This is a genomic window from Occallatibacter sp. FHG110214_02, from assembly GCF_059115385.1.
In genome coordinates this window covers 165,876-182,785 of sequence record NZ_JBZYWK010000007.1, presented here as the reverse complement: position 1 = coordinate 182,785, position 16,910 = coordinate 165,876, and the positions used below count along the sequence as shown (strand labels likewise).

At 58.9% G+C, this 16,910-nt stretch carries 13 protein-coding genes; 9 read left to right on the top strand and 4 right to left on the bottom strand.

The features are described from left to right. Positions 1-9 precede the first annotated feature (9 nt). Entirely contained in the window at positions 10-3,018 is a 3,009-nt protein-coding gene (locus AC5S3R_RS08875) for a two-component regulator propeller domain-containing protein (RefSeq protein WP_494266662.1), read from the top strand. Positions 3,019-3,036: 18 nt separating this feature from the next. Here the strand turns inward: AC5S3R_RS08875 and AC5S3R_RS08870 are convergent, their stop codons facing one another. Next, positions 3,037-3,162, bottom strand: coding sequence for a hypothetical protein (locus AC5S3R_RS08870; RefSeq protein WP_494266661.1), 126 nt, complete (start codon positions 3,160-3,162; stop codon positions 3,037-3,039). Positions 3,163-3,284: 122 nt separating this feature from the next. On the opposite strand from AC5S3R_RS08870, the gene lnt reads away from it, so the two are divergent. The 5 genes from lnt to AC5S3R_RS08845 all read left to right on the top strand — a co-directional run bounded on the left by lnt (position 3,285) and on the right by AC5S3R_RS08845 (position 9,481). Next, on the top strand, positions 3,285-4,970 hold the full coding sequence (lnt, locus tag AC5S3R_RS08865; protein WP_494266660.1) for an apolipoprotein N-acyltransferase: 1,686 nt from the start codon (positions 3,285-3,287) through the stop codon (positions 4,968-4,970). A gap of 7 nt (positions 4,971-4,977) precedes the next feature. After that, a protein-coding gene (prfB, locus tag AC5S3R_RS08860; protein ID WP_494266659.1) for a peptide chain release factor 2 occupies positions 4,978-6,112 on the top strand; the annotation gives its coding sequence in 2 pieces (ribosomal slippage) (positions 4,978-5,049 and positions 5,051-6,112; 1,134 coding nt in all). Between the two features lie 197 nt (positions 6,113-6,309). Beyond that, positions 6,310-6,744, top strand: coding sequence for a CoA-binding protein (locus AC5S3R_RS08855; RefSeq protein WP_494266658.1), 435 nt, complete (start codon positions 6,310-6,312; stop codon positions 6,742-6,744). Next, positions 6,701-9,070: a protein-disulfide reductase DsbD family protein gene (locus tag AC5S3R_RS08850; protein WP_494266657.1), complete on the top strand. Its 2,370-nt coding sequence runs from the start codon at positions 6,701-6,703 to the stop codon at positions 9,068-9,070. Before AC5S3R_RS08855 ends, AC5S3R_RS08850 begins: the two co-directional genes overlap by 44 nt. Before the next feature lie 225 nt (positions 9,071-9,295). Beyond that, positions 9,296-9,481, top strand: a complete 186-nt coding sequence (locus AC5S3R_RS08845; protein ID WP_494266656.1) for a hypothetical protein — start codon at positions 9,296-9,298, stop codon at positions 9,479-9,481. Positions 9,482-9,517: 36 nt separating this feature from the next. On the opposite strand, the gene AC5S3R_RS08840 is transcribed toward AC5S3R_RS08845, so the two are convergent. Together AC5S3R_RS08840 and AC5S3R_RS08835 are read right to left on the bottom strand one after the other, a co-directional pair. Then, positions 9,518-10,894: a replication-associated recombination protein A gene (locus AC5S3R_RS08840; RefSeq protein ID WP_494266655.1), complete on the bottom strand. Its 1,377-nt coding sequence runs from the start codon at positions 10,892-10,894 to the stop codon at positions 9,518-9,520. Beyond that, the gene (locus AC5S3R_RS08835) at positions 10,891-11,727 is read right to left on the bottom strand and encodes a TrmH family RNA methyltransferase (protein WP_494266654.1); all 837 of its coding nucleotides are present in this window, start codon (positions 11,725-11,727) and stop codon (positions 10,891-10,893) included. Before AC5S3R_RS08835 ends, AC5S3R_RS08840 begins: the two co-directional genes overlap by 4 nt. 376 nt (positions 11,728-12,103) lie before the next feature. Here AC5S3R_RS08835 and AC5S3R_RS08830 point away from each other — a divergent pair, with 376 nt between their 5' ends. After that, positions 12,104-12,748, top strand: a complete 645-nt coding sequence (locus AC5S3R_RS08830) for an L-threonylcarbamoyladenylate synthase (protein ID WP_494266653.1) — start codon at positions 12,104-12,106, stop codon at positions 12,746-12,748. A gap of 15 nt (positions 12,749-12,763) precedes the next feature. Then, positions 12,764-13,405 (top strand): YdcF family protein, encoded by a 642-nt coding sequence (locus AC5S3R_RS08825; RefSeq protein WP_494266652.1) that lies wholly within the window; start codon positions 12,764-12,766, stop codon positions 13,403-13,405. A 10-nt stretch (positions 13,406-13,415) separates the two neighbouring features. Here AC5S3R_RS08825 and AC5S3R_RS08820 read toward each other — a convergent pair whose 3' ends face one another. Then, positions 13,416-14,303: a DUF92 domain-containing protein gene (locus tag AC5S3R_RS08820; RefSeq protein ID WP_494266651.1), complete on the bottom strand. Its 888-nt coding sequence runs from the start codon at positions 14,301-14,303 to the stop codon at positions 13,416-13,418. Between the two features lie 135 nt (positions 14,304-14,438). Here AC5S3R_RS08820 and AC5S3R_RS08815 point away from each other — a divergent pair, with 135 nt between their 5' ends. After that, on the top strand, positions 14,439-16,805 hold the full coding sequence (locus AC5S3R_RS08815; protein ID WP_494266650.1) for a glycoside hydrolase family 31 protein: 2,367 nt from the start codon (positions 14,439-14,441) through the stop codon (positions 16,803-16,805). Positions 16,806-16,910 lie beyond the last annotated feature (105 nt).

Below are 16,910 nucleotides of genomic sequence, written 5' to 3'. Positions count from 1 at the left end.
GTTACGGATATGTGGCGGAATCATCGGGATAGGGACAAACAATTGAGTCACTTGCGGCCAGTCCGGCAGTGGGGAAGCGAGGGATCGCGGATGCGGCCGGGGCTTCTCTGTGCGTTTTTTCTGGTCTTGTCACATTTGTTGGCGCTGTCCCAGCCGGCGCGGCAGGTGGGGATTACTCAATTTGTTCAATCCTCTTTGACGAACAAGAATGGTCTTCCGCAGAACTCTGTGCATTCCATGGTTCAGACGCGGGATGGGTACATGTGGTTCGGGACGGAGGAGGGGCTGGTCCGTTTTGACGGCATGCGCGCGACGGTGTTTGACGCGGTGCATGAGAAGGCAATGGGCGACAACTACGTTGCCGTGCTGGCGGCGGCGCGCGATGGCGGCCTGTGGGTGGGGACGCGTACGGGGCTGCTGCGGTTTCATGATGGCGTGTTCCGGCCCTTGTTCAAGGCGAAGGCCCCGATTAGCTCGATTCTTGAGGCTCGGGATGGCGTGGTTTGGGTGGGTGCGACGAACGGGCTCTACTCCGTCGAGGGAGAGCGAGTGCGGCACTACACCGTGCAGGATGGGCTGCCGGGCAATGCGGTGAGCGGGATTGCGCAGGGTGCGGATGGGACGCTGTGGTTGGGGACGGACAAGGGCGTTGCCAGCATGCAAGGAGGAGTCTTGCATGCGCATGGCGGCCGCGAGGGGTTTCCTGAAGAGAATGTGCTGGCTTTGGCGGTGGCGCATGATGGCGGGCTTTGGATTGCGACTCCGAAGGGGCTTTTGGAATGGAACGGGAGGCGGGTTGCTGCGGTTCCGAGTGCGGGGATGCCGGAGCACTCCAACATTGTGTCGCTGCTGGTGGATGCGTGCGGCGAGTTGTGGATGGGGTTTAACCACGGCGGGATTGGGTCGCTGAATCATGGGGTGTTTACGCCGTATACGACGCGGCAGGGGCTTCCTTCGGATGATGTGTCGAGGATTTTTCAGGACCGCGATGGTCACTACTGGGTAGGACTTCTGGATGGCGGGGCGGTGGAACTGCGGCATGGGGCGTTCAGCTCGTTTGGCAAGCCGGAAGGGCTTTCGGAGGACATGGTCTGGAGCGCGCTGGAGACGCGGGACGGCTCGCTGTGGGTGGGAACGAACAGCCATGGCGTGGACCACCTGGAGGGGCCAGGGAAGGTTCGCACGTATGGGACGCGGGAGGGAGTGCCGCTTGGGTCTGTCTTTGGGCTGGCGGAAGACGCGGATGGGAGCCTGTGGATTGGCTCAGAGCATGGGATGCTGAGCCATTTGCGTGACGGGCGCATCACGGTGATTCATGACCCGGCGCGGAGGGGCGATCTGAACTCGATTTTGCAGGATAAGGACGGCGGTCTCTGGCTGGCGTATCACCAGGCGAATGGGCTAATGAAGATGCGGCAGGGACGCTTTGAGCATTATGCCGTTCCGGGATGGCCGAATACGCTGGCGATGGGGCCGGATGGGTCGCTGTGGGTGGGGACGGATCATGGCGGGGTGAGCCGCGTTGGGCAGGATGGCCGGGTGGTGAGCTATTCCACGGAGAACGGGTTGCTGAGCAATTTTGCGCAGTCGGTGTATGTGGATAAGGACGGCGTGGTGTGGTCGGGGACTTCTCCGGGCGGGTTGAACCGGATTGAGAATGGGCACATTACGACGTACACGCCTGACCAGGGGCTGTTTGATATGACGGTGGGCGGAATCATTGAGGACGATGAGGGCTACCTGTGGATGACTTCCGATCTGGGCATCTGGAAGGTAAGCAAGAAAGAGCTGAATGATTATGCGGCGGGGCGGGCGAAGGCGATTCACAGCATTGTTTATGGGGCGGCGGATGGGCTGCGGAGCACGGAGTGCAACTTTGCTACGAACTCTTCGATATGGAAGAGCCGGAATGGGCGGCTGTGGTTTGCGACGACGGGCGGGATTGCTTCGGTAGATCCGGCTCACAGTGAGATTACGACGGGAAGGCCGTCCCTGCTGATTGAGCGGGTGCTGGTGAACCAGAAGGCGGTGGCGTTTGCGCATGGCGTGACGGCGGGGCCGGGCGGGGGCGACCTTGAGATTCGCTTTACCGCTCCGGATTTTGTTGCGCCGCAGCGGATTCGGTTTCGCTACAGGCTGACGGGGTTTGAAACGAAGTGGGTGGATGCGGGGGAGCGTCGCGAGGCGATTTACACCATGTTGCCGCCGGGCAGGTACAGCTTTGAGCTGCAGGCTACGAATGGAAACGAGGACTGGAGCCAGAGCCGGTTGGTGATGGCGGTTCGATTGACGCCGCACTTCTGGCAGACGGGGTGGTTTCTGGCGGTGTGTCTTTTTGGGGCGCTGCTGGTGATGGCGGCTCTTTACTGGCTTCGTGTGCGGCTGCTGGTGCGCAGCAATCGCGAGCTGGAAGAGAAGGTGGGCCGGAGAACGGAGCAGTTGCAGGAGGCTATCAAGGTTACGGAGGCGGCGCGGAAGGCGCTGGAGGAACAGGCGGCGAGGGATGGGCTGACGCAGTTGTGGAATCGCGGAACGATTTTTGAAACGCTGCAGGTGGAGTTGACGCGGGCGTGGAGGAAGCAGTTGCCGATGAGTGTGTTGATGATGGATGTGGACTTCTTTAAGAGAGTCAATGACACGCGCGGGCACTTGATGGGGGATAAGGTGCTGCGTGCGGTGGCGCAGTGCATCCAGGGACATCTGCGGCAGGGTGACTTTGCGGGGCGGTATGGCGGGGAAGAGTTTGTGATTGGGCTGCCGGGGTGTTTGCTGGAAAGTGCGCTGGAGAGGGCTGAGGAGTTTCGGCGCGCGATTGCCGCGATGGCGATAGTGGATGGGGCGATGGTGTTTCGCGTTACGTGCAGCTTTGGAGTGGCCTGCTGCAATGGCGAGATGGATGCGGAAGAGCTGATTCGGCGCGCGGATGAGGCTTTATATATGGCGAAGCGGGCGGGAAGGAATTGCGTGCGGTACAGGACCGAGGCTGAGGAAGAGATGCCGGTGAATGCGCATTCCTGAGTGGGGATATTCCTTGCTCTATTCCTTGCTGAAGAGATGCTTGATGTCTTCTACGAAGCTGATGAGGATGACGATGGAGGAGCCGGCCATGCCGAGGAAGAAGAGGAATACGAGAACGTGCATAGCTATGGATAGAGCAGCCATGTGTTGATGGTAGGGAGAAAGCGGTAAGGGAAGTGGGCGGAAAGGGTAAGGGAAGGATAAAGGGTGCAGGGGGCAGGCGGGATGGATTTGGGTGCTCTTGTGTGCGGTAGACTCGGTTTTGTATGAATCTTCGCAAGGGCTTGCCGTGGGTTGCGGCTGTGGTTTCCGCTGGGTTGCTGGAGTTGCCGTTTCCTCTTGCCGGGCCTATGCCGGCGTGGCGCGGGTTGATTGCGTTTGTGGGGCTGGTGCCGTTGATTTGGGCGGTGCTTTCGGATGTAAAACATGCCTCGGGGGCTGACGCCTCAGCCTCCCTGAAAACTTCTTTTGGCTTGCCTGCGCGCCGTCCGCTGCGGCGGGCGTTTTTGATTGGGTATCTTTGCGGCGTGCTCTGGTATGCGGGGAACTGCTACTGGATTTATGACACGATGCAGATTCATGGCGGGGTGCCGGCGATTGGGTCGGTGGGGATTCTGCTGCTTTACAGCTTAGTGCTGGGTGGGTACTTTGGGCTGTTTGGGCTGGGAGTGCGGTTTGTTGCGAGGTGGCTAGGGCTGAGTACGGCGTTGATGGCTGCGCCGGTGCTTTGGACGGGGCTGGACTTTGTTGCGGCGCGGTTTACTTCGGTGCCGTGGGATCAGCTTGGATATTCGCAGGTGGATAATCCGCTGCTGACGCATCTTGCGCCGCTGACGGGTGTGTATGGGATTACGTTTTTCCTTGTGCTGGTGAATGCGGCGATTGCGGGGATTGTTCTGCAGCCGCAGCGGACACGGTTTGCGGGGGCGATTCTGGCTCCGGTGGGGATTTGCGTGGTTTGGCTGTTTGCGCAGCCAGGGTTGCCGAAGGCTACGGCTTCGGCGGTGTTGATGCAGCCGAATCTGGATGTGGATGCGTCGGGGGTTTGGTCGAGCGCGGTTTGGACGCAGCAGATTGGGCAGTTTCTGCATTATGCGATGCGGGAGTGCGGGCCGGATTTGACGGGGATTCCAGAGACTGGTGCGGTGGTGGCGGGGAAGAGCTGTGGGCAGCCTTCGCTGGTGGCGTGGCCGGAGTCGCCTGCTTCGTATTACGAGGAAGAGAATCGCTTTCGCGATGCGATGAGGGTGGTTGCGCAGACGGCTCACTCGCCGCTGGTGATTGGCGGCGTGGGGATGGAGGCGGCGGACGACGGGGAGTGGAGGACGTTCAATTCCGCGATTGTGTTTGATGTGCTGGGGAATCGGATTGGGCGGTATGACAAGATTCACCTGGTGCCGTTTGGGGAGTTTGTTCCGTATCGCGACCTTTTCTTTTTTGCGAAGAAGCTGACGCATAAAGTGGGCGAGACTGCGCGGGGACGGAGCCGGAATGTGTTTCGTATTGAAGATGCGAATGGGCAGGCGCACAAATATGGCGTGTTTATTTGCTATGAGAGTGTGTTTGCGGATGAGGTTCGCGAGTTTGCGAAGAGTGGGGCGGAGGTTTTCGTCAACATCTCGGATGATGGGTGGTATGGCGATACGAGTGCGCCTTGGCAGCACCTGAATATGGCGCGGATGCGGGCGATTGAGAACCGGCGCTGGATTTTGCGGGATACGAATAACGGCGTGACGGCGGTGATTGATCCGAATGGGACGGTGAGGCAGAGTATTCCCCGGCACAAGGTGGACGCGCTGGTGGCGCAGTTTGGGTATAACTCGGAGACTACGTTCTATACCGAGCATGGGGATGTGTTTGCCTGGCTTTGTACAATAGGGAGTATCGGGTTGGTTGCGTGGAGCTTCAGTAAGCGCGGCGGCTCGCAAGTCTTACACAAAGTCAGGTCTTAAGAGCAAAATGACGTTGAACGATTTAGAGTTCGCTTATGCTCCCGTGCGCGACCAGGTGCGCGACCTGCGGGAGTATCTTTGACCCGGCGCGCATACGCAGGGAATTAACCGACATCGAAGCCAAGCTTGCTGATCCGGCGATGTGGAGCAACTCCGCTGCCAGTCAGCCGCTGATGCGCGACCGCAAACGGCTGGAAGGGCTGATCGCTGACGACGAGGCGCTGGTAAGGCGCACGGGCGATATTGAAGCCTACTTTGAGCTGGCCGGGGAGGGCGAGGATGTGCTTGCCGACCTGGAGCGGGATATCAAGGGGCTTTCGTCGTTTGCCGAGGAACTTGAGGCGAAGACGATGCTTTCGGGTGAGACGGACGCGCTGAATGCGATTGTTACGGTGCATCCGGGCGCGGGCGGCACGGAGAGCCAGGACTGGGCGGAGATGTTGCTCAGGATGTATCTGCGCTGGGCTGAGCAGCAGGGCTTTAAAACCGAAATGAATGATTACCAGGATGGGGATGAGGCGGGGATTAAATCCGCGACCTTCACCATTTTTGGCGAGTATGCGTTTGGCATGCTGGCGGGGGAGAGCGGCGTGCACCGGCTGGTGCGGATTTCGCCGTTTGACTCGGCGAAGCGGCGGCATACTTCCTTTGCTTCGGTCTTTGTTTCGCCGGAGATTGATGACTCGATTCATGTGGACATCAAGCAGGAAGATTTGCGGATTGATACGTACCGCTCGGGCGGCAAGGGCGGGCAGCATGTGAATACGACCGACTCCGCGGTGCGTATGACGCATCTTCCTACGGGCATTGTGGTGAGCTGCCAGAATGAGCGCTCGCAGATTAAGAATCGCGAGAAGGCGATGAAGGTGATGCGGTCGCGGCTTTACGAGTACGAGTTGGAAAAGAAGCGCGCGGAGACGAAGAAGCTGGAGGACTCGAAGCTAGATATTAACTTCGGGTCGCAGATTCGGTCGTATGTGCTGCAGCCTTATCGCATGGCGAAGGATCACCGCACGAAGGTGGAAGTAGGCGATGTGGATAAGGTGCTCGACGGGTATCTGGAGCCGTTTTTGAAGGGCTATCTGTTGGCGAAGCGGCGCGGGACGGCTGTGGCTGCGGGCGATGATGATTTGGATGTTTGAAAGGCAGCTTTTAGCTTCCAGCTATTAGCTTTTAGCTGGATTATGGGAGAGCTTACGACTGAGGTATCTCAGCAAGAGCTTACCTCATGGGCTGAAGCCCAGTGTATTTTGTATGCGGTTTGATTGCCGGGGATAAATCCCCGGCCTACCAGTTGCGCCTTTTCCAAACTGTTGGATGGGGGTATCAGGGAGCAGTGATGGCGAATGAGCCGGAAGTGATTGAGGAGATGCTGCACCAGTCGCGGACGATTGCGGTGGTGGGGATGAGCGATAAGCCTGCGCGGGCCAGCTTCAATATTGGGAAGTATCTGCATCAGCAGGGGTACCGGGTGATTCCGGTCAATCCTGCGATTGAGGAAGTGCTGGGGTTGAAGGCGTATCCTACGCTGGACGCGGCACAGGAGGCGGCGGTTGCCGAGACGGGCAAGGGGGTTGACCTGGTGGATGTCTTCCGGGCGTCCGAGTTTGTTCCGGCGATTGTGGATGATGTTATCCGGCTTGGAATCAAGTACCTGTGGCTGCAGGATGAAGTGATACATGATGAGGCCGTGGCCCGGGCGGAAGCGGCTGGCGTGAAGGCGGTGCAGAATGACTGCATCTTCCGGCGGCATGCGCAGTTGGCTGTGGATTGATGACATTGGCGTGACAATCCGCTGCGAGGCCGCGCATAGAGTGGTTGGGATGGAGAATTTCCCTGCGGCGCGGGTGGTGGTTGGCGCGTCCAATGGATTGTTACGGAATAAAATGCGAATTTTTCGGTACATTTCCGGTCTTTTTCTGGTGCTTGCGGCGGCTTTTCCGGCGCTGGGACAGGGCGCTTCCGCGGATGCGCTGCATCTGCATGTGCAGCTTGTGATTCCTGAGTCGGGGTTGAAGGCCGGCGATACGGCGAAGGCTGGGCTCTACTTCAAGCTGGAGCCGGGGTGGCACGTTTACTGGAAGAACGCGGGCGATGCGGGCGAGCCTCCGCATATGAAGTGGACGCTGCCGGATGGGATTACGGCGGGGGGGCTTGAGTTTCCTGCGCCGCAGCGGTTGCCGATTGGGCCGCTAATGGATTTTGGCTATGAGAACGAGGTTCTGTTTCCGTTTGCGCTGAAGGTTGCGCCGAGTGTGCAGTCGGGAAATGCGGTTTTGCACGCGAAGGTGGACTGGCTGGTTTGCCGCGAGACGTGCATTCCGGGCAAGGCGGAACTGGAGGCTACGCGGCCTGTTGGACCGGGCGCGGGTTCGGCTGTGGACCCGGATGCAGGGCTGTATGCGCGGCTGGCGAACCGGGTTCCGAAGGTGCTGCCGCCGAGTGCGAAGGCTTTCTTCCATCCCACAGCGGCAGGGTTCCAACTGGATGTGGAGACGGGGCAGCGGGAGACGCAGGCTGTCTTCTTTCCGGCTGACCAGGAGATTATTGATAATCCTGCGCCGGAGAAAGTGACGCCTACGGCTAAAGGCTTCACGCTGGATTTGAAGAAAGATGCGAGCCTGACGGCGAATCCGGCGAAGCTGAATGGTGTGATTGAGCTTTCGCACGGGCGGGCTTATGAGATTGCGGCTGTGGCGGGGACGGCTTCTGCTGCGGCTGCTTCGACGGAGCAGACGGCTGCTGTTGCGTCGGTGCCGGTTGAGGCTGCGAAGGATGCTGTTCCGGTAGCGCCGGTTGCGGTGAAGCCCACTGCGCCTGTTGCTGCGGCTCCGGTTGTTGCGGCTGCGCCTGTGGCGGCTCAGTCTGGTCTGTTCAAGATTACGGGGCTGGCGTTTTTGGGCGGGTTGATTTTGAACCTGATGCCTTGCGTGTTTCCGGTGCTGTTTTTGAAGGGGCTGGGGCTGGTGCAGTCGAGCTCGGAAGAGCGCGGACGGCTGCGGGTGCATGGGTTGGTTTATACGGCGGGGATACTGGTTTCGTTCTGGGCGCTGGTGGCGGTGCTGCTTGCTCTGCGTGCTGCCGGGTCAAAGCTAGGGTGGGGATTCCAGTTTCAGTCGCCTATCGTCCTGATGCTGATGGCATCGCTCTTGTTCTTCCTGGGGCTTTCGCTGGCGGGGCAGTTTGAGATTGGGCTTTCGCTGACGAGCGCGGGTGGATCGCTGGCGCAGAAGCAGGGATTTGCAGGAAGCTTCTTTACCGGCGTACTGGCGGTGATTGTGGCTACTCCGTGCACGGCTCCGTTTATGGGCGCGGCGATCGGGTATGCGCTATCCGCATCGGCGCTGGTGACGTTTGCTGTGTTTACGGCGCTGGCGTTGGGGCTGGCTGCTCCTTATGTCGCGCTGACGCTGCAGCCGGCGTGGACGAAGCTTTTGCCTAAGCCGGGTGCGTGGATGGAATGGCTGAAGCAGGCGGTTTCCGTGCCGATTTTTGCTACGGTGATTTGGCTGGCATGGGTGGTGGCGGGAAGCTATGGCGCGACGCTGTTGGCCGCGTTGCTGGCGGCGTTTCTGCTGTTGGCGATTGCTGGATGGTTTTTGGGACGGTGGCCTGCGAAGGGTTGGTCTACGGGGCTGGCTGCCGGGCTTGGCGTTCTGGTTGTGGGACTTAGCTTGTATGCTGCGAAGTCGTTTGCTGCTGCGCCTGTTGTGGAGCAGACGGCGCAGAGCGGGAGTTGGCAGGCCTGGTCGGAGGATACGGTTCAGAAGAGCCTGTCTGCTGGTAAGCCGGTGTTTGTGGACTTTACCGCGAGCTGGTGCCTGAGCTGCCAGGTGAATGAGCGTGTGGCGCTGAGCAGGCCGGAAGTGAAGCAGGCATTTGCAGATGCGAATGTGACGCTGCTGAAGGCGGATTGGACGCAGCATGACGAGGCGATTGCGCAGGCGCTGGAGAAGCTGGGGCGCAGCGGAGTTCCGGCTTATGCGCTGTATACGCCGGGGCAGACAGGGCCGAAGCTGTTGCCGGAGGCGCTGACTCCGGGGATTGTGCTCGACTCTTTGAATGGGCTGCCGAAAACTACGGCTTCTGTGAGGAAATAACTCCATTCGCGAGAAAAATGGAGTATAGATATTGGCAGGTTGCGGGCGGGGCTCTGGCTCCGCCTGTTTGATTGCAACCGGCTGATGCAAGTTAGCGGATGCGCCTTGTGGTTGCCTGCTGGATTGGCGACCTTTGCGGCGCGAGAAATTCACAGAAGAATCGGGCAGCCCGCCCAACTCCATTGCTGCCTGCCTCATCTCACACTCGCATGGAGGGCCGCGCATATGAGGCTCGAATACAGACCGCCCTACAGGCCGAACTGGCAATTTGTTGATCCCAGGGATTCGGCTGACGATGTGCTTTATAACGATGCGCTCGGTTCGGTTCATCTTGCGGATTCAACCGGCATGGATGAGGAACTGGAAACCGGGGATGCGAAGGCGTGGAATTTTCAGACTTACGAGGATTGAAGGCAATTACGTTGCGTGAAAGCTGCTCGCGGGCTGCTATCCGTTGGATAGCGTGCCCTTTTTGCGTGCCTTGATCTGGCGGATTTCTTCGAGGCGCTGGCCTAGCAGTTTTTCGCGGCCTTCCTGTGTGGGGTGGTAGTAGGTGCGGCCTTTGAGCGAGTCGGGGAGGCAGTCCATGTCGGCTACTTTACCTTCTTCGTCGTGTGCGTAGCGGTAGCCTTTACCGTAGTCCAGTTCCTTCATCAATTTTGTAGGCGCGTTGCGCAGGTGCAGCGGTACGGGCTCCTGGCGCGTGTGCTCGATTTCGGATTTTACTGCGCCGAAGGCTGTGTAGACGGAGTTCGATTTGGGTGCGAGGCAGAGGTAGACTACGGCTTCCGCCAGCGCTAGATCGCCTTCGGGGCTGCCTAGAAATTCCATGGTTTCTTTTGCGGAGAGGCAGAGGTTCATGGCCTCCGGTGCGGCGAGGCCGATGTCTTCGACGGCCATGCGGACTACGCGGCGGGCTAGATAGAGCGGGTCTTCTCCGGCGGCGAACATGCGGGCTAACCAGTAGAGCGCGGCGTCGGGGTCGGAGTTGCGGACGCTTTTGTGCAGCGCGGAGATGAGGTTGTAGTGCTCTTCGCCGGATTTGTCATATATGAGCACGCGCTGCTGTACGGCTTCCGTGGCGAGGGTTTTGTCGATGTGTTGCGTGCCGGCAGCGGCTAGCTGGGCGGCTACTTCCAGCGTGTTGTAGGCGGCGCGGCAGTCTCCGTTGGAGTAACCGGCGAGGAGCGCGAGTGCTTCATCGTCGGCGGTTAGGTTCATTTCCCCTAAGCCGCGAGCCTTATCGTCGAGTGCCCTGCGCAGCAGTTCGGCGATGCGGTCTTCGCTTAATGCCTGCAGGACGTAGACGCGGCTGCGGGAGAGCAGGGCCGAGACGATTTCGAAGCTGGGGTTTTCTGTGGTTGCGCCGATGAGGCGGATGGAGCCGCGCTCGACGTAGGGTAGAAAGGCGTCCTGCTGTGCTTTGTTGAAGCGGTGGATCTCGTCGATGAAGAGGATGGTGCGGGCGTGCATTTCGGCGGCGCGCGCGGCGTCGGCCATTACCTGCTTGATTTCTTTAATGCCGCTGAGGACGGCGGAGAACTCTACGAAGTTGGCGCGGGTGGTTTCGGCGATGATTTTGGCGAGCGTGGTTTTGCCCACGCCGGGAGGGCCCCAGAAAATCATGGAGCCGAGTTCGCCGGTGCCCTGGCTGTCGCGTTCGATTTGCACGCGGAGGGGCTTGCCGGGGCCTAGCAAGTGCTCCTGCCCGACGTATTCGTCGAGGGTGCGGGGGCGCATGCGCTCGGCTAAGGGCGCGCCTTCGGTGTAGGTTCTTTTCGAGGCGTGTTTTGAGCCTTCGATTTCTCCGTCAAAGAGGCTCATTGGGCGTTCCTTGTGTGTTGTGCGGATGCTGGGGCCATGGTGCGCTGTCGGGCGGCTTCATAGAGCAAGATGCTGGCGGCGATGGCGGCGTTGAGGCTTTCGACGGGGCCGGGGTGGGGGATGGTGAGTACGCCGTCGGCCCTGGCTGCGACTTCCGGTGGAACGCCGTTGCCTTCATTGCCGAGGATGAGCGCTACGGGGGCCGTAAAATCCACATCGCTAATTGAAGTTGCCGTTTGGACTGCTGTCGTCCAGATGGAGATGCGAAACTGGCGAAACAGTGGAAGCATTTCCTCAAGTGTGGAGGCAATCACCGGCACACGAAAGACGCTTCCAGCAGAAGCGCGCACAGCCTTGGGATTCCATACACTCACCGTTCCCGGAAGGCTCACAATGCCGAATGCACCAAAAGCCTCCGCTGAACGGACAATCGTGCCGACATTGCCGGGGTCCTGCAATCCAGCCAGCACAAGAATCAGCGCATTGCCGTACTCTGCCAATCCTTCCAGCAAATCTCTCCAAATCCAGTCGGGCTGCCGAATCAGGGCTGCAATCGGTTGTGGAGCCTCGGTTGTCAGAGTAGGAGTGAGCAGTTCCTGAGGCAGGAGCAGTACTTCTGTTTCTGGTGGCAATGCCAGATCATTCAGAAGCTGTTCCGAATCCTGTGCCAAGAAAACAGTTTCGATTGCAAGCCGCGCTCGCACGGCTTCTTCAACGAGGTTGGGCCCCTCGATGGCCGCCAGTTTCTCGCCGGAACGCGGAGGTTTGCTGAGCGCGCGGCGCAGTTCTTTGAGACGGGCGTTTTGTTTGCTTTGGACGATTCGGACAGGCATGGGAGATTTTTAGCGTACATTCACGATTCTATTCGTTGGTGGCGTATTAAACATCTTTCCGTGGCGTAGAAGTGCATAGCTTCAAAAGCATCCTTCAGGGGCTAAAGCCCATCGAACTTGCGATTGTTTGTGGCACGGCTAAGCTGTGCCCTTTCAAAACTGGTGGCAAATGGATTTGTCAGACACTGCCTAAAGCCTGGAAATATTTTTGGAGCTGTTAATTGCCGGGGGAAATCCCCGGCCTAGCAGTTGTGGACTTACAAGGCGGCTTCAAACGGATTGAAGGTTTGTGACGGCGTGAGCTTGCACGGGGATGGGTGCTGTGTTAGCTTCCGAACTTGTAGCCACTCGATTCGTACGCACGAGGTAGAGCTTTTTGTCCGCTGAAATTCTGCGTGTTCATCCCGACGAGCCCCAACCAGACCGGATTGACTATATCGTTTCGTGTCTGCGGCAGGGCAGTGTTGTTGCGTTGCCTACGGATACCTTTTATGGGTTGGCCGTGGACCCTGTGAATCTGCATGCGGTGGAGCAGATTTACCAGATTAAGACGCGGCAGAAACATAAGCCGCTTTCGCTGCTGGTTGCAAGCCTGTCACAGGCGTATGAGATTGTGCGTGACAACGATCCGATGCTGGACCGGTTGGCGGACAAGTTCTGGCCGGGGCCGCTGACGATTATTTTGCGCGCGGGGACGAAGCTGCCGCTGCGCTCGACGGCGTACACGGGCAACGTGGCGCTGAGGGTGCCGGATGCGGCGATTCCGCGAGCGGTGGTGGAGAAGTTTGGGCTGCCGATTACGGCGACTTCCGCGAATTTGCAGGGTGCGAGCGAGTGTACGCATGCGGCTTGTGTGAGGGATCAGATTGGCGACCGGATTCCGCTGATTATTGACGGCGGGCCGACGGGGCGCTCGCAGCCGACGACGATTGTGGACCTGAGCCTGGGGCCGGGGCGGTGGATGATTTTGCGCGAGGGCGCGATTCCTACGCACGAGATTGCCATGGTATTGCAGCGGTAATAAGGAGGCCGGTGGATGAGCACGCACCTAATCACACCGGACCCACAGGGGCGTGTCCCGCGGCGGCGCTGGGGATGGACGCTCTGTTTTGTGCTAGTGTTTGTTTTGCTGCTGGCTGCGGCGGCGTGGTGCGGGTGGGTTTATACGCAGATTGCTTACTTTGCCGGGATGGACCAGGCTACTCCTTCAGACGCGATTGTGGTTTTTGGCGCGGCGGAGTGGGATGGCAAGCCTTCGCCGGTGTTTCGCGCGCGGCTGAATCATGCGCTGACGCTGTACCGGCATGGGATTGCTCCGCTGGTGATTACGCTGGGTGGCGATGGCGGCGATGAGTACAGCGAGGGCGGCGTGGGGCGCAACTACCTGATGACGCAGGGCGTGCCGGAGAAGGCGATTATTGCGGAGACGCAGAGCCGGAATACTTCGGAGTCTGCGCGGCGCGTGGCGGTGATTGCACGAACGAATAATCTGCAGCGGCTGGTGATTGTGAGCGATGGGGCGCACTTGTTTCGGATACACGAGATTTGCGCGGCGGATGGATTGAATGTGTTTACTTCGCCGAGACCGTCGGCTCCGATTGCGGACAGGCCGAGGGACTTTGAGCGGTATGCGCATGAGGTTTTGGCGTATACGCTTTGGCGGCTGCGATTGGATTGAGCGCTTGTGCTTACAGTGGCTCGTTGCGAATCGAAAGCAAGACAAGGATGAGCGTAAAGAATGCGGCGCTGGCGGTGGAAAGAAAGTTTACTGCGTCATTGTTCAGCCAGCCTTTGCGTTCGATAGTTGCGCCAAGCAGGCTGTCAAAGAGCAGGCCGAATACTCCTCCCGTACCAATGGTGCATATCGTGATCCAGTTGCCGTGCAGTACGAGGGTGCTGATGCCGGCCACGATGGCTGCAGCTATTACTCCTGCGAGCGTTCCGGCCAGGCTGATGGCTCCATCGGTTCCGGGAGCTACGCGACGAAACGTGGTCAGCAGAAAGGGCTGGCCGCCAAGAACTTGTCCTATCTCTGAAGATGCTGTGTCTGCAGCCGCTTCCGCCAGGCTTGCATAAGCGGGTAATGCCAGAAGGACTTCGAGCGAACTGTTGAACGTACCGGCGTCGCGGGTTAAGAGCAAGGCTGCTGCCGGTGTGCATACCAGCGCGGCGAAGCCGAGGTTCGCGCAGACTTGTGCGGCGTTGCGTCCGTGTTTCTCTTCGGCCATGCCTAGTTTTTCTTTTTGCTTGCGTCCGAAGCGGGTGGCCAGCGAGGTGAGCACCAGCACGGTGAGGATGGGGATGATGGCTGTTTGCCATGGGTGATAGGGGAAGACGAATGTCGAGAACATCATGCTGGCGCATATGAGTGCTCCGGTGGCTGCTGCTGCGGGTGTGCCGGAGCGGGAGCGCCATGCGAGGAGGCCGAGGAGTGCGCTGAGTCCGATGGCCCAGATGGCGACTTGCGGCTGGCTTGTAAGCCAGAAGCGTAGTTGCCATGCGACGTTGATGGCGACGGGCGCAACAACTATCAGAAGGACGAGCTTGGATTGCCAGTTGAGGTTTGTCGGCTTCACGTATTTATCGTAACCGGATGTCAGGGAAGGACAAGAAAGTTGTGTACTGAATCGATTTACAACTGGTATCCCTGACGATTTACACTCGCATGGCTACTGATTTCTTATGCGGGATGTACTTCTACGGGGTTATGGATGAATAAGTGTTCAAGCGCGCTTTATCTTCTTGTGGGACTTGTTTCTTTTGCTGCTGTTTCTTCGGCTCAGAGTGCTGGGCCGCGTGCGGTTCTTGCGAGTCCGGGGGAGACGATTGTTCTGGAGCCTTATGCCGAGAATATTTTGCGTGTGACGATTAGCAAGGATGCGAGTGCGGCAGAGGCTGCGCCGGGGTATGGCATTGTTGCGAAGCCCGATGCGGCGGGGTGGACGCTGACGCAGGCCAATGGCGGAGATGAGTACCGTTCGGGCAAGCTGGTGGTTACGGTGCATCGTCCGCATGCGGGAGACAAGCCGGGGCCGATGCCGGAGACGGCGAAGTATTTTTCCGGTTCTGCGCCCTGGGCGAATGTGACGGTGAAGACTCCGCAGGGCAAGATGGTTCTGGACATGCTGGGGTGGGAGCAAGCCGATTACAACCACAAGGATGGCACGGCGCAGCTTGCGAATGATCGCAGGCCGCAGGATGGGCCGAGCTATGTGGTGGGTGCGACGTTTCGCTCGCCGAGTGATGAGCATTACTACGGGCTGGGGCAGAACCAGGAAGGTTTCCTCGATCATCGCGGGCATGTGGTGCGGTGCTGGCATGATTACAACGCGCCGGGTGGGGCTAGCTCATGTGTTCCGTTTGCGATTACGAACAAAGGCTATGGGCTGCTGTGGGATAACGCTTCCAGGACTACGATTGCGGCGGGGTTTAATGAGCAGACGCATTGGCAATCGGAGTCGGGGAGCCGTGTTTCTTACTTTGTGATTGCGGGCGATACGTCGGATGAGATTTATGCGGGATACCGGCTGCTAACCGGGCCGACGCCGATGCTGCCGAAGGCGGCTTATGGGTATATCCAGTGCAAGCAGCGGTACTCTTCGCAGGATGAGTTGCTGAGTGTGGCGAAGGGATATCGCGACAGGCATTTGCCTGCGGATGTGCTGGTGGTGGACTGGTTTTATTACACGAAGATGGGGCAGTTTGATATGGACCCCAAGCTTTGGCCGGACCCCAAGGCTATGAATGACCAGCTTCACAAGATGGGCTTTGAGACGATGATTTCTGTGTGGCCGCGGTTTGTGCCGGAGGACCGTTATTACGACATCATCTTGAAGAATGGGTGGTTTGAGTCGCTGGCGGATGGCACGCCGGAGAATGGGCTGCCTTATGACAAGGCGGGGGCGGACATCGACACGACGAACCCGGATGCGGCGAAGTTTTTCTGGAAGATTTCCAAGGATGACATTCTTTCTCTGGGGTTTGATTCGCTTTGGGCGGATGAGACGGAACCGGATCTGCCTCCGAATGGGGCGTTCTTTCATATTGGGCCGGGGACGGAGTTTTTTAATGCTTATCCGTACTTTCATACCAAGGCGCTGTATGACGGATTCCGCAGGGATTTTCCAGAGAAGCGGGGGCTGGTATTGTCGCGGGATGCGTATTTAGGCGCGCAGGGGAATGGGACGATCTTCTGGTCGAGCGATATTCATGGCACGTGGGACACGTTGAAGCGGCAGGTTCCGACGGGGCTGGATTTTACGGCTTCGGGGTTGTCGTACTGGTCGAACGATACGGGTGGGTGGCAGTATCTGCCGGCAGTGCATACGCCGGAGCATCCGGTACTGTTGGACCCCTCGGATGCGCGGGATGTGGTGGGGCATTATGACGACTATCCCGAGCTTTATACGCGGTGGTTTGAGTATGCGACGTTCCTGCCAATTATGCGGACGCATGGCTCACGCAAGGCCAACGAGGTTTGGAGCTACGGCAAGCAGGCGGAGCCGATTCTGGAGAAATATCTCAAGTTGAGGTATGAGCTGTTGCCTTATATTTATTCGCTTGGGTACAAGACATGGGCAACGGGCGCGCCGTTTATGCGGGCGTTGCCTCTGGATTTTCCGAATGACCCGAAGGTTGCGGATTTGCGGGATGAGTATATGTTCGGGGCGGCGTTTTTGGTGGCTCCGGTGACGGATCAGGGGGCGACTAGCCGTTCCGTCTATCTGCCGGCGGGGGCGGATTGGTACAACTACTGGACGAATCAACGCTATCGCGGTGGGCAGACGATTACGGTGGCCGCGCCGATTGATACGATTCCGCTGTTTGTGCGGGCAGGGTCGATTTTGCCGCTGGGGTCGGCTGTCGAAAATACCAAGGAAAAGCAGGCGATTGCCAAGGTGAAGGTTTATCCCGGCGCGAATGCGGAGTTTACGCTGTTTACCGATGACGGAACGACGTACGCGTATGAGCATGGCGGCGGCTCGCGGACTACACTTCGGTGGGATAATTCTGCTGGAAAGCTGACGCATGAGGGGCCCGCGGCAGAGGGTGCGGCGGTAGAAATCGTTGGCCGTTAAGCGTGGATTCCTCACACAGAGCGGAAAGCTGCGCGTCTAATTGGAATGTGCCTGTTGGACGCGCAGGTTACCCCTTGCCTGCGCACCCAATTGCCTCATTTACAA